The organism is Streptomyces sp. NPDC107546, assembly GCF_055639175.1.
The window spans coordinates 252,911-266,175 of record NZ_JBVKBA010000004.1 but is presented as its reverse complement, the minus strand read 5'-3'; the positions used below and the strand labels follow the sequence as shown (position 1 = coordinate 266,175).

The 13,265-nt window shown below is 70.8% G+C and carries 12 protein-coding genes and 1 tRNA gene; 11 read left to right on the top strand and 2 right to left on the bottom strand.

Features of this window, described 5'->3' with window-relative positions:
• Positions 1–73 precede the first annotated feature (73 nt).
• Positions 74–1,549 (top strand): aminopeptidase P family protein, encoded by a 1,476-nt coding sequence (locus ACZ7L1_RS08155; protein WP_471435237.1) that lies wholly within the window; start codon positions 74–76, stop codon positions 1,547–1,549.
• Positions 1,550–1,789: 240 nt separating this feature from the next.
• Here the strand turns inward: ACZ7L1_RS08155 and ACZ7L1_RS08150 are convergent, their stop codons facing one another.
• The gene (locus ACZ7L1_RS08150; protein ID WP_471435235.1) at positions 1,790–2,245 is read right to left on the bottom strand and encodes an ATP-binding protein; all 456 of its coding nucleotides are present in this window, start codon (positions 2,243–2,245) and stop codon (positions 1,790–1,792) included.
• Positions 2,246–2,498: 253 nt separating this feature from the next.
• Between ACZ7L1_RS08150 and ACZ7L1_RS08145 the strand changes: the two genes are divergently transcribed.
• From ACZ7L1_RS08145 to ACZ7L1_RS08100, 10 genes are all read left to right on the top strand, one after another.
• A complete protein-coding gene (locus tag ACZ7L1_RS08145; RefSeq protein WP_471435233.1) occupies positions 2,499–3,311 on the top strand; it encodes a hypothetical protein in 813 nt (270 codons plus the stop codon).
• A gap of 181 nt (positions 3,312–3,492) precedes the next feature.
• The gene (locus tag ACZ7L1_RS08140; RefSeq protein WP_471435409.1) at positions 3,493–4,221 is read left to right on the top strand and encodes a YcnI family copper-binding membrane protein; all 729 of its coding nucleotides are present in this window, start codon (positions 3,493–3,495) and stop codon (positions 4,219–4,221) included.
• A gap of 106 nt (positions 4,222–4,327) precedes the next feature.
• Positions 4,328–5,002, top strand: coding sequence for an SCO family protein (locus tag ACZ7L1_RS08135; protein WP_471435231.1), 675 nt, complete (start codon positions 4,328–4,330; stop codon positions 5,000–5,002).
• A gap of 26 nt (positions 5,003–5,028) precedes the next feature.
• Entirely contained in the window at positions 5,029–5,481 is a 453-nt protein-coding gene (locus ACZ7L1_RS08130) for a copper chaperone PCu(A)C (RefSeq protein WP_471435407.1), read from the top strand.
• Between the two features lie 58 nt (positions 5,482–5,539).
• Entirely contained in the window at positions 5,540–7,621 is a 2,082-nt protein-coding gene (locus ACZ7L1_RS08125) for a copper resistance CopC/CopD family protein (RefSeq protein WP_471435405.1), read from the top strand.
• A gap of 8 nt (positions 7,622–7,629) precedes the next feature.
• Positions 7,630–8,880: an iron uptake transporter deferrochelatase/peroxidase subunit gene (gene efeB / locus ACZ7L1_RS08120; protein WP_471435229.1), complete on the top strand. Its 1,251-nt coding sequence runs from the start codon at positions 7,630–7,632 to the stop codon at positions 8,878–8,880.
• 102 nt (positions 8,881–8,982) lie between these two features.
• The gene (gene pheA, locus ACZ7L1_RS08115) at positions 8,983–9,915 is read left to right on the top strand and encodes a prephenate dehydratase (protein WP_471435227.1); all 933 of its coding nucleotides are present in this window, start codon (positions 8,983–8,985) and stop codon (positions 9,913–9,915) included.
• Positions 9,916–10,435: 520 nt separating this feature from the next.
• Positions 10,436–11,713 (top strand): serine--tRNA ligase, encoded by a 1,278-nt coding sequence (gene serS / locus ACZ7L1_RS08110; RefSeq protein WP_471435225.1) that lies wholly within the window; start codon positions 10,436–10,438, stop codon positions 11,711–11,713.
• Positions 11,710–12,540 carry an HAD family hydrolase gene (locus ACZ7L1_RS08105; protein WP_471435223.1) on the top strand — a complete coding sequence of 277 codons (831 nt, stop codon included), beginning with the start codon at positions 11,710–11,712 and terminating at the stop codon, positions 12,538–12,540. The genes serS and ACZ7L1_RS08105 overlap by 4 nt, the downstream gene beginning before the upstream one ends.
• Before the next feature lie 290 nt (positions 12,541–12,830).
• Positions 12,831–12,933 (top strand) — tRNA-OTHER (locus tag ACZ7L1_RS08100).
• Positions 12,934–12,946: 13 nt separating this feature from the next.
• Here the strand turns inward: ACZ7L1_RS08100 and ACZ7L1_RS08095 are convergent.
• Positions 12,947–13,162, bottom strand: coding sequence for an SGM_3592 family protein (locus ACZ7L1_RS08095; protein ID WP_471435221.1), 216 nt, complete (start codon positions 13,160–13,162; stop codon positions 12,947–12,949).
• Between the last annotated feature and the right edge of the window lie 103 nt (positions 13,163–13,265).

Below are 13,265 nucleotides of genomic sequence, written 5' to 3'. Positions count from 1 at the left end.
CTTCCTGCCCGGGCCCCCTTCTGTACGACCGTACGATGGGGGTGGCCCAGTGCCGTATCCAAGGAGGATGACCGTGGCGGACGAGCTCACCCCCGAGACCCCGGCGACCCCGGAGGCCGTGGAGGAGACCGAAGAGCCCATCAAGCAGCGCAAGAACGGCCTGTACCCGGGCTTGTCCGACGAGCTGGCCGAGAACATGAAGTCGGGCTGGGCCGACACCGAGCTGCGCGACCTGGAGCCGGTCGCCCAGGCCGCCGAGACCGCCGCCCGCCGCGCTGCGCTGTCCGCGCGCTTCCCGGGCGAGCGTCTGGTGGTCCCCGCGGGCAACTTGAAGACCCGCTCGAACGACACGGAGTACCCCTTCCGCGCCTCGGTCGAGTATGCGTACCTCACCGGCAACCAGACCGAGGACGGCGTCCTGGTCCTGGAGCCCACCTCCGACGGGCACCGCGCGACCCTCTATCTGCTGCCCCGCTCCGACCGGGAGAACGGCGAGTTCTGGCTCTCCGGCCAGGGCGAGCTGTGGGTGGGCCGCCGCCACTCGCTCACCGAGGCGGAGAAGCTGTACGGCATCCCGGCCTCGGACGTGCGGGAACTGCCTCAGAAGCTGAAGGAGGCCACCGGCCCGGTCCGCGTGGTGCGCGGGTACGACGCGGGCATCGAGACGGCGCTGCACGACAAGGTCACCGCCGAACGGGACGAGGAGCTGCGGGTCTTCCTCTCCGAGATGCGGCTGGTCAAGGACGCGTTCGAGATCGGTGAGCTGCAGAAGGCGGTCGACTCCACCGTGCGCGGCTTCGAGGACGTGGTGAAGGTCCTCGACAAGGCGGAGGCCACCTCCGAGCGCTACATCGAGGGCACGTTCTTCCTCCGCGCGCGCGTGGAGGGCAACGACGTCGGCTACGGCACCATCGCCGCGGCCGGGCCGCACGCCTGCACGCTGCACTGGGTGCGCAACGACGGCCCGGTCCGCTCGGGTGACCTGCTCCTGCTGGACGCGGGCGTGGAGACGCACACGTACTACACCGCCGACGTCACCCGCACGCTGCCGATCAACGGCCGCTTCAGCGAGATCCAGAAGAAGATCTACGACGCCGTGTACGAGGCCCAGGAGGCCGGTATCGCGGCGGTGAGGCCGGGCGCGAAGTACCGCGACTTCCACGACGCCGCGCAGCGCGTGCTCGCCGAGCGGCTCGTCGAGTGGGGCCTCGTCGAGGGCCCGGTGGAGCGGGTCCTGGAGCTGGGCCTGCAGCGCCGCTGGACCCTGCACGGCACGGGCCACATGCTCGGCATGGACGTCCACGACTGCGCGGCCGCGCGGACCGAGACCTACGTGGACGGCGTCCTGGAGCCCGGCATGGTGCTCACGGTGGAGCCGGGCCTGTACTTCCAGTCGGACGATCTGACCGTCCCGGAGGAGTACCGCGGCATCGGCGTCCGCATCGAGGACGACATCCTGGTCACCGAGGACGGCAACCGGAACCTCTCGGCGGGCCTGCCGCGCCGCTCCGACGAGGTCGAGCAGTGGATGGCGTCCCTGAAGGTCTGACACGCGAGCTGCCGCACGAGCGTCGTGAGCCAAGGGCCGAGTACCGCTGGGGTGCCCGGCCCTTCGGATGAGGTCCGGGGTGCCTCGGTTCGGCTCCGCGTTCACGGCGGGCGAGAGAGGGAACGGCCACACAGGTGGTGAACTCCGGTTTCCTGGCCTTGAGTTCGTCGAGCACGCGTTCGTACAGCGGCGGCAGGTCCCGGCCGGGAGGAACTCCACGCGGCACGGTCCGGCAGGGCACTACACCGCCATCAGCGGAGAGTCGTCGCGCCACTTGAGGATCTTGTCGAAGCTCACCACCGCGCCGCCCCGGCCCGGCTTGTTGCCGATGTGCACATGGTCGGCGAGTTCCTCGATGAGACCCAGGCCACGACCGTGCTCGGCGTCCGCGCGCACCGGGCGGGTCACCGTACGAGATCTGCCGGCGGGGAAACCCGGGCCCGAGTCGGTGACTTCGATGCGGCACTTCTCGCCGTCGAGGTAGGCCGTGACCCGGTACGCCCCCGGCACACCGCCGTTCGCGGTGTCGCCCCCGTGCTCGACCGCATTGGCGCAGGCCTCGCTCAGGGCGACGGAGAGGTCGTAGGAGATGTCCGGGTCGACGCCCGCGGTCTCCATCGTGCCCAGCAGGAGCCGTCGGGCGAGCGGTACGCTCGCAGCTTCGCGCCGCAGATGGAGTGACCACCAGATGCTCATGCTCCAGCCTCCTGGCCGCGGCTCGACATACCGTTACGTATTGCCACGCCTGCCGGGGGGCAATCGCCCTATTGTCGACTTCCCGCCCGTTCGGCGGATGCGCCGGGGCAGGGATCGGGTGTATGCGAGGACGGCTCGAGGAGGGGACCACCAGAACGTGATCTTCCGGATCACTGTTCTGATTACCACATTTACATCATCTTGCGGACCTGCCGTACTGCCCCGCCGAGGCCGGTGGGATGATGAGGCCGCCATGAGTGCCCCCCATCCGCGCAAGGCGCGCACCGGATGCGATCTCCGGTTTCTGCGGGCCGCGGTGTTCGCCGCGGTCTGCGTCGTGCTGGCCGCGGCCGGGCACGGGCTCGCCTCCTGCGCCACGGTCCCGCTGTGGACGCTGGGCGCCGGCCTGCTCGGCATGTTCGCCGTCGCCGCCCTGCTCGCCGGGCGGGAGCGCTCGCTGCCGGGCATCGCGGCGGTCCTCGCGGTGGGCCAGGTCGTGCTGCACACGCTGTTCGGGCTCGGGCAGCACTCGGGCGCCATGGCGTCCAAGGCGATGTCCACGGCCGACGCCGCACTCGTGGCCCGGGCCGCGCACCTGATGTGCGGCGCCACCGCGGCGACGATCTCCCCCGCACACGCCCAGAAGATCCTCTCCGACGCGCGGCTCGCCACGACGGCGGACACGGCCGCCGCGCACCACCCGGCCGACGCCCTGTCGGCCGCCGGCTCGTGGTGGTCGGTCCTGCCGTCCCTTCCCATGCTGCTCGGGCACGCCCTCGCGGCCGTCGCCGCCGGGTGGGTGCTGCGCCGTGGGGACATGGCGCTGCTGCGGCTCATGCAGCTGTCGGCGCACGGGACCGCAGAGGGGGCGCTCGCACGATCCCTGCGCTCGTCGTTCGCCCTCGCGCGCGCCCTCCTGGCCGGACTCCCCGGCGCGCCCGACGCGGGGCCGCGCGCCCCGCGCACCGTCTTCCTGCTGCCGCCGAAGCCACGGACGACCACGCTGCAGCACACGGTGATCCGACGCGGACCGCCCTCCTCCACTCCGTTCGTCCTCGCTGCCTGACGCGACCGCACCCACTCCACCCGTCCGTACGGAAGAGGCTGCCGTCGCGCGGCACGCGCGCGTGCCCGCACAAAGGAACCGGCCACGGCCGTGATCACCCGGCGCACGCGCATCTCTCGTCGTCAACGGACTCTCACTCGAAGTGGAGTGCTCCCAAGCCATGAAGGCCATCAAGGGTTCCCTGAAGGGCTCCCGCATCGCCGTCGCCGGTGCCGCCGCCGCATCGGCCGTCCTCGTCCTGTCCGCGCCCGCTTTCGCGCACGTGACCGTGCAGCCAGAGGGTCAGGCCGCCAAGGGCGGTTACGCGGTCGTCGACTTCAAGGTCCCGAACGAGCGGGACAACGCCTCGACCACCAAGCTCGAGGTCAGCTTCCCGACCGATCATCCGCTGGCCTCGGTGATGCCGCAGCCGCTCGACGGCTGGAAGGTGCAGGTCACCAAGTCCAAGCTCGCCAAGCCGCTCACCATGCACGGCCGGCAGATCAACGAGGCTGTGTCCAAGGTCACCTGGACCGCCACCGGCAAGGGCATCGAGCCGGGCTACTTCCAGAAGTTCCCCCTCTCGGTCGGCCAGCTGCCCGAGGACACCGACCAACTGGTCTTCAAGGCCCTCCAGACGTACTCCGACAACGAGGTGGTGCGCTGGATCGAGCCTCGGAAGGAGGGGCAGGACGAGCCCGAGAAGCCCGCCCCGGTGCTCGAGCTGGCCTCCGCCTCCTCCGGCCACCACGGCTCCACGGCCGAGGACGCCTCCGACACCACGTCGACCGCCAAGGACACCGCCGCCGGCACCTCCTCCGGCGGCACCGACACGACCGCCCGAGTCCTCGGCGTCGTCGGCATCGTCGTCGGCGCGGCGGGCGTCGCGTACGGCGTCCTGGCCGGCCGCCGCCGCACCACCGACGCCTGAGCGCCACCTGGCCTCCGAGCACGCGCAGGGGTCGTACGACAGTGCCGTGACGCGACACGTACGGCCCCGGCGCACCCTTAAGCACTGACATCTGGGACATTTCTCTATGCGCACCAAGAAGACGTTCGCGGCGGCCGCGCTCCTCGCCACCGCCGCGCTCTCCCTCACCGCCTGCGGGTCCGGCGACAGCGGCGACAAGCCGGTCGCCGTCGTCTCCGCGGAGCCCGGCTCCGACAAGGCCGGAACGGTGCTCGACCAGCCGTTCGAGAAGCCGGACCTCGTCCTCACCGACACCCACGGCAAGAAGTACGACCTCCGCGCGCAGACCAAGGACAAGCCGACGCTGATCTACTTCGGCTACACCCACTGCCCCGACGTCTGCCCGCTGACGATGAACAACCTCGCCGTCGCCAAGAAGGAGGTGGACCGGAGCAAGCAACTGACCCAGGCGCAGAAGGACTCGCTGCGAATCGTCTTCGTCACCACCGACCCGGAACACGACACCCCCTCGGCACTCGGCACGTGGCTCAAGGGCATCGACCCCTCCATCGTGGGCCTGACCGGCGACTTCTCCACCATCCAGGCCGGCGCCCGCACCCTCGGCATCAGCATCGAACCGCCGCGGAAGGACAAGGACGGCAAGATCGTCTCCACCCACGGCACCCAGGTCATCGCGTTCTCGCCGAAGACCGACGGGGGTTACGTGGTCTACGGGCAGGACGCCACCGTCGACGACTACATCCGCGACATACCCAAGATCATCAAGGGGGAGAACCCGTGAGCCGCCGTCTCGGCGGTCCCGCCGCCATGCTGGCTGCGGGGATGGTCCTCGCCGGCTGCGGCGGGCTGGTGCTCGTCGGCTGCGGCGGCTCGGGCGGCCCGTCCGCCGAGCCGGAGCTGAAGGTCACCGGCGCCTACATGCCCCAGCCGGTCACCGCCGACATGGCGGCCGGCTTCTTCACCGTCACCAACTCCGGCGGCGCCGACACCCTCACCTCCGTCACCAGCGGCCTCGCCGGCGACGTCACGCTGCACTCCACCAAGGGCGGCGCCATGGAGGAGGAGAAGTCGTTCGCCGTACCCGCGCACGGGGAGCTGGACTTCACCAGCGGTGGCGACCACCTCATGTTCGAAAAGCTCACCCACAAGCCGAAACAGGGCGACAAGGTGTCCGTACAGCTCCACTTCGCGCAGTCCGGAACGGTCACCGTCGAGATGCCCGTGAAGCCGGCGACGTACAACCCCAAGACCGGCCACTGAGGGAGGCATCACCGTGACGCAGGCCATCGCTCCCGGCGGGCGCGCCGTCCCGAGCACCATCCATGCGGCGCCCCGGCGCACGGTCCGCGTCCGCGCGGCCCGCCTGCTGCTGACGCTGCTGCTCGCCGCCGCGGGCGCACTGTTCGCCGGGGCCGCGCCCGCATCCGCGCACGCCGCACTGCTCGGCAGCGACCCCGCGCAGGGAGTGGTGGTCGACAAGGCGCCCACCCAGGTCACGCTCACCTTCTCCGAGCAGGTCGCGTTCTCCGACAGCTCGCTGCGCGTCCTCGACCCCCGGGGGCAGCGCGTCGACACCGGAAAGCCGACCAACCTCACTGGCACGACCTACGGCGTGCAGGTGCGGCCGGGGCTTCCGGGCGGCACCTACACCGTGACCTACCAGGTGGTGTCCGCCGACAGCCACCCCGTCTCCGGGGCCTTCACCTTCTCCGTCGGCGCCCCCTCCGCGACCACGGTCTCCGCCTCCGGTCCGACCGTGGGCGGCGGGGTCGTCGGCACCCTCTACGGGATCGGGCGGTACGTCTCCTACACCGGGTACATCGTGCTGATCGGTGGAGCGGCCTTCGTACTTGCCTGCTGGCAGCGGGGCGCCGGGGTGCGGGCCGTGCAGCGGCTCGTCGTCTCGGGGTGGGTGGCGCTCACCTCGGCCACCCTCGCACTGCTGCTCCTGCGCGGCTCGTACACCGGCTCGGGCAAGGTCGCCGACATCTTCGACCTGTCCCTGATCGGGCAGGTGCTGCAGACCAAAGCGGGGGCGGCGCTGGTGTCCCGGCTGCTGCTGCTCGCGGCCGGGGCGCTGTTCATCGCGGTCCTGTTCGGGGCCTATATGAGGCGGGACGCGGAGGAGGCGGCCGCCGAGGCCGATGCCGGGGAGGGCGCCCCCGATGCGGATGCCGGGGAGGGCGCCGTCGACCCGTCCGCCGAGAAGCGGGACCTCACCTTCGGGCTCGCCATCGGCGGAACCGTGATCGCGGCGGGGCTCGCGGCGACCTGGGCGATGGCCGAACACGCCTCGACCGGCATCCAGACCGGCATCGCGATGCCCGTCGACGTCGTGCACCTGCTGGCGGTCGCCGTCTGGCTGGGCGGACTCGCCACGCTGCTCGTCGCGCTGTACCGGACGCCGTCCGTCGGGACGCCGGCCGTACGGCGCTTCTCGCGCCTCGCGTTCGGCAGCGTCGTGACACTGGCCGCGACCGGGGTCTACCAGTCCTGGCGCCAGGTCGGCTCCTGGTCGGCGCTGACCGGGACGACGTACGGGCAGCTGCTGCTCGTCAAGGTCGGCCTGGTCGCCGTCCTCATCGGGATCGCGTGGATCTCGCGACGGTGGACGGCGCGGCTGGCGGACGCTCCGTCCGACGTCGCGGAGGACACGGCCCAGGAGAAGCGGGCGACGGTCGCGGCGCCGACGTCGTCGGCGTCGGCGTCGGCGTCGGCGTCGGCCGAGCAGACGTCGGTCAAGGCGAGCGGGTCGGAAGTCTCCCGTGCGGAAGGCGCCTCCGGCACGGCCGGAGCGTCCGGCAGGGCGTCCGCGGGGTCCGGTGACTCCGAGCGTGCCGCCCAGCTCGCCCGGCAGCGGGCCGCCGTGGCCGCCGCACGCGCCAAGCGGGTCCGGGACGCCGACCCCGTCCGTACCGGGCTGCGGCGCTCCGTCCTCGCCGAGGCGGCCGTCGCCGTCGTCCTGCTCGCCGTCACCACCGCGCTGACCACCACGGAACCCGGGCGCACGGAAGAGGCGGCCAAGGCGGTCACCGCCTCCTCCGCATCGCAGCGCTCCGGGTCCCTGTCGCTGAAGATCCCCTTCGACACGGGCGGCCAGGACGGCAAGGGCACCGTGCAGCTCACCCTCGACCCGGCCCGCGTCGGCGGCAACGTGCTGCACGTCTACGTGACGCGCCCGAACGGCAAGGCCTTCGACGTCCCGGAGGTGAAGGTCGCCTTCACACTTCAGGCCAGGAGCATCGGACCGCTGCCCATCGCACCCGACCACGTCGCCACCGGCCACTGGTCGGCGAGCGGTGTCCAGATCCCCATGGCGGGTGACTGGAAGATCGAGGTGACCGTGCGGACCTCCGACATCGACCAAGTGACCGTGAACAAGACCGCGCAGATCGGCTGAACCCCACGATGGCTGACCAGCCCACCGGCACCACCACCCCCAGAGCGGCCATCACCCGGCGACGGCTCCTCGGCACCGCGGGCGCCACCGGCCTCGCCCTCGGGGCCGCGGGCGGGGCCGCCGGATACGTCGCCGCCCCGGCCGAGAAGAGCGCTCCGCTGACCTCGCTGGGCGCGGAACGGGTGATGTTTCACGGGAAACATCAGCCCGGCATCACCGACGCCCTCCAGGCCCGCGGCCATCTCGTCGCCTTCGACCTGGCGGCGGGCGCCGGCCGTAAGGAGGCCGCCGCGCTGCTGCGCCGCTGGTCCACCACCGCCGAGCGGCTGATGACGGGCGAACCGGCCGCGCACGACGACACCGACGTCGCCCGTGACGCCGGCCCCTCCTCCCTGACGATCACCTTCGGCTTCGGACACAGCTTCTTCTCCCGAACGGGACTGGAGAATCAGCGCCCGGACGCCCTGGACCCGCTCCCCGACTTCTCCTCCGACCACCTCGACAAGTCGCGCAGCGAGGGCGACCTGTGGGTGCAGATCGGTGCCAACGACGCGCTCGTCGCCTTCCACGCCCTGCGCGCGATCCAGAAGGACGCGGGCGGCGCGGCCCGGCTGCGCTGGCAGATGAACGGCTTCAACCGCTCTCCGGGCGCGACCGCACACCCCATGACCGCCCGCAACCTCATGGGCCAGGTCGACGGCACCCGCAACCCCAAGCCCAGCGACGCCGACTTCGACCAGCGCGTCTTCGTGCCCGCGTCCGGCGACCCGGCGTGGATGGCGAACGGCTCCTACGCCGTCGTACGCCGCATCCGCATGCTCCTCGACGACTGGGAGAAGCTCTCGCTCAAGGCCCAGGAGGAGGTCATAGGCCGCCGCAAGTCCGATGGGGCCCCGCTCAGCGGTGGCACCGAGACCACCGAGATGGACCTGGAGAAGACCGGCGCCGACGGCAAGCTGATCGTCCCGATCAACGCCCACGCGCGGATCACCCGGCCCGACCAGAACGGGGGCGCGGCGATGCTCCGTCGCCCGTTCTCCTACCACGACGGTTTCGACGCGAACGGAACACCGGACGCGGGCCTGCTCTTCATCTGCTGGCAGGCGGATCCGCTGCGCGGCTTCGTGACCGTGCAGCGCAAGCTGGACCGGGGGGACGCGCTGTCGCAGTACATCCGCCACGAAGCGAGTGGCCTGTTCGCGGTGCCGGGCGGCGCGGCGAAGGGGGAGTACGTGGGGCAGCGGTTGCTGGAGGGGTAGGGTCTGTCCTTTTCGGATCGCGTCGGCTGGGGCGGCCCCTCGATGGGGTGCCCTTTGCCCAGGTGCAAGCCGCGCGTCGGCATGGCGCATTAGGGTGAAGGCATGCCAGCCAGCTATGCGTATCTCGGTCCCGAGGGCACATTCACCGAGGTCGCCCTCCGTACGCTGCCCGAGGCCGCGACCCGTCAGCTCGTCCCGATGGTGTCCGTCCCCGCGGCGCTCGACGCCGTCCGCAGCGGCGAGGCGGAGGCGGCCTTCGTGCCGATCGAGAACTCGGTGGAGGGCGGCATCACCACCACGCTCGACGAACTGGTCGCCGGCGAGCCGCTGATGATCTACCGCGAGGTGCTGCTGTCGATCACCTTCGCGCTGCTCGTCCGCCCCGGCACGAAACTCTCCGAGATCAAGACGGTCACCGCGCACCCCGCCGCGCAGCCCCAGGTGCGCAACTGGCTGAAGGCCAACCTGCCGGACGTCGTCTGGGAGTCGGCGGCGTCGAACGCGGACGGCGCCCGTCTGGTCCAGGAGGGCCGCTACGACGCGGCGTTCGCGGGTGAGTTCGCCGCCGCCCGCTACGGCCTCGAGGCGCTGGAGACCGGCATCCACGACGCGGAGAACGCGCAGACACGGTTCGTGTTGGTCGGTCGGCCCGCCCGGCCGGCGGCACCGACGGGCGCGGACAAGACCTCCGTCGTGCTGTGGCAGCGTGACGACCACCCCGGTGGGCTGCGCGACCTGCTGGGTGAGTTCGCCGTGCGGGGCATCAACCTGATGCTGCTGCAGTCCCGCCCGACGGGAGCCGGCATCGGGAACTACTGCTTCTGCATCGACGCCGAGGGCCATATCTCGGACCGCCGGGTCGCCGAGGCGCTGATGGGGCTGAAGCGGATCTGTCTGCAGGTTCGGTTCCTCGGCTCGTACCCGCGGGCGGACATCGAGCCGGACGCCGTGCGGGCCCCGCTGCCGGGGACGTCGGACGACGAGTTCGTGTCGGCTGCGGACTGGGTGGCGCGCTGCCAGGACGGCCGGTTCTAGCGTCTCGTCCTACCTGCAGATTTTCGTTGTCCACAGAAGTTATCCACAGGCAGTCTTCTCGATCTGGGGACAAGTCGACAGCCCGGCGTCAGCGAGTCGACAAATCACTCTACGAACCCCCCTTCCGTCCACCGTCGCGTATGCCACAGTTGTCCACCTGTTTCTTTCGATCAACCCGTTGGAGCGACCCCTTTCCACCCGAAAGTGCGGATGACGGTGGTTTGAACCCGGAATTCTCCGCCCTCCGCAGCGCTTTCGGAATGATCACCTCCGGTGTCCACAGATCTTCCGCACAGCCTGTGGATAACCGTTCGGCGCCTGTGGACGCCTGTGGACGAGCGAACCCGAAATCCAGGTCAACTCAAGGAAGTCGGGTCAACGACCCCTTCCCGAGCCGCCTCTTTCCGGCGACCAGCGCTCTTTTATTGACACCTGACGCAATTGCCCCATCACGGAACCATGCCCTGCGGATCGGAATACGCGGTCGTGTCCCGGAACTCCACACCGGTAGCCTTGAGGGGTGATTGACCTTCGCCTGCTCCGTGAGGACCCCGACCGTGTTCGCGCCTCCCAGCGCGCCCGTGGTGAGGACGTCGCGCTCGTCGACGCCCTCCTCTCCGCCGACGAACGGCGCAGGTCGTCCGGCGTCCGCTTCGACGAACTCCGCTCCGAGCAGAAGGCGCTCGGCAAGCTGATCCCCAAGGCCACCGGCGACGAGAAGGCCGAGCTGCTGAAGAAGGCGAGCCAGCTGGCCGCCGACGTCAAGGCGGCCGATGCCGAGCAGCACGAGGCCGACGAGGAGACCAAGCGGCTCCTGCTCCAGCTGGGCAACCTGGTCCACCCGGACGTCCCGGTCGGCGGCGAGGAGGACTTCGTCGTCCTGGAGACGCACGGCGCCATCCGCGACTTCGCCGCCGAGGGCTTCGAGCCCAAGGACCACCTGGAGCTCGGCGAGGCGCTCGGCGCGATCGACGTGGAGCGCGGCGCGAAGGTCTCCGGCTCGCGCTTCTACTACCTGACGGGTGTCGGCGCCCTGCTGGAGCTGGCGCTCGTCAACGCGGCCATCGCGCAGGCCGCGGAGGCCGGCTTCACCCCGATGCTGACGCCGGCCCTGGTCCGCCCGCGCGCCATGGAGGGCACGGGCTTCCTCGGCCAGGCCGCCGAGAACGTGTACCACCTGGAGAAGGACGACTTCTACCTGGTCGGCACCTCCGAGGTCCCGCTCGCGGCGTACCACATGGACGAGATCGTCGACGCGGACAAGCTGCCGCTGCGTTACGCGGGCTTCTCGCCGTGCTTCCGTCGCGAGGCCGGCACCTACGGCAAGGACACGCGGGGCATCTTCCGCGTGCACCAGTTCGACAAGGTCGAGATGTTCTCGTTCGTCGACCCCGAGGACGCCGAGAACGAGCACAAGCGGCTCCTGGAGTGGGAGAAGCAGTGGCTGACCTCGCTCGAGCTGCCGTTCCAGGTCATCGACGTGGCCACCGGTGACCTCGGCGCGTCGGCGTCGCGGAAGTACGACTGCGAGGCCTGGATCCCGACCCAGGGCAAGTACCGCGAGCTGACCTCGACCTCCAACTGCGACACCTTCCAGGCGCGCCGGCTGGCGGTCCGCATGCGGGACGGCAAGAAGGTGCAGCCGCTGGCGACGCTGAACGGCACGCTGTGCGCCGTACCGCGCACCATCGTGGCGATCCTGGAGAACCACCAGCTGGCCGACGGCTCGGTGCGGGTGCCCGAGATCCTCCGCCCGTACCTGGGCGGCCGGGAACTGCTGGAGCCCGTGGCCAAGTGAACACGGGCGAACATGCCGGTCTTCCGTCCACGTTTCCCTACCATCTGATCGCGACCGACCTCGACGGGACGCTCCTGCGCTCCGACGAGACGGTCTCGGAGCGCACACGTGAGGCGCTCGCCGCGGCCACCGCTGCGGGCGCCGCGCACATCGTCGTCACCGGGCGCGCGGTCCCGTGGACGCGCCCCGTCCTCGACGATCTCGGCTATCGGGGCCTCGCCGTGTGCGGCCAGGGGGCGCAGGTCTACGACGCGGGCGAGCACCGTCTGCTGACGTCGGTGACGCTGGACCGGCAGACAGCGGGTCTGGCCCTGGCCAAGATCGAGGCGGAGGTGGGCCCGCTGCTGCTGGCGGCGAGCCGGGACGGCCTGGAGGGGGAGGTCCTGGTCGGCCCCGGCTACCGGGTCCATGACGGGCCGCTGCCGTACCAGCCGATCAAGGAAGCGGCGGACCTGTGGTCGGCTCCGCTGAACAAGGTCTACCTCCAGCACCCGACCCTGAGCGACGACGAACTCGCCGAGGCGGCGCAGCAGGCAGCCGGCGGTCTCGTCGGGGTGACCATGGCGGGCGAGGGCATAGTGGAGATCCTCCCTCTCGGCCTGAGCAAGGCGACGGGGCTGTCCCTGGCGGCACGCCGCCTCGGTGTGAAGGCGGCGGAGACGATCGCCTTCGGCGACATGCCCAACGACATACCGATGTTCGCGTGGGCGGCCCGCGGTGTGGCCATGGCCAACGCGCACACGGACCTGAAGGAGGTCGCGGACGAGGTGACGCTGACCAACGACGAGGACGGCATCGCTGTGGTGCTGGAGCGGTTGCTGGGCTAGGTGGGCCTGCGTCCAGGAGTCAGGAAGTCGGACTACGCGACTTTTATTCGGTGGCGCCCGATTCGGCGAACGGGCACAGTAGTCGTGTCCGCGACGCCGGATCAGGCCGGCGCCACGTTCTGGGAGAGGAGCTGGGCGATGTCCATGCACGACAGTACGCCGAGCTCCCGGCAGGGCAGCCCGCGGCGGGCTCCGGAGTAGTTACCCCTCCGTCGAGCCCGCCCCGCACGGGGAGCTGCCCGGGGCGGCCGCTTCGAGCGCGCGAGCACTCTCGCGTGGGCCGCCCACCCGGAGGATTGGCCGAGTGGAAAGGCACCGGCTTGCGCAGTGTTCGATCAAAAGCAAGTCGTGGTCGGGGTCACCCCCGCGCGCGTTCGATCCGCGCATCCTCCGCAGAACCTGACCGCTAACGGCGCCGCCACCTGCGGCGCCGCGCCTTGCTGAAGAACCAGCCGGCGGGCGGCTCGTCCGAGCGCCACGGCTGGGGAGCGGGCGCCTCGTTGCGCCAGCGCGCTGCCAGCATCCGGGCGCGCGCGGACGGTTCCCTGGTCGACGCGGACCGTATGAAGTCCTCGTCGAACTCGACGCCGTCCCAGGTCTCCCCGCCCTCGTCCGCACTCATCCCCGGTCCTTTCCGCTGGTGTGCGTCCCCTTTGCCCAGTGTGCCGAGGCAGGTGTGAAGCCCCGGTCAACAAAGGCTGCGGAAGGAGGAAGAAGTCCGGGGC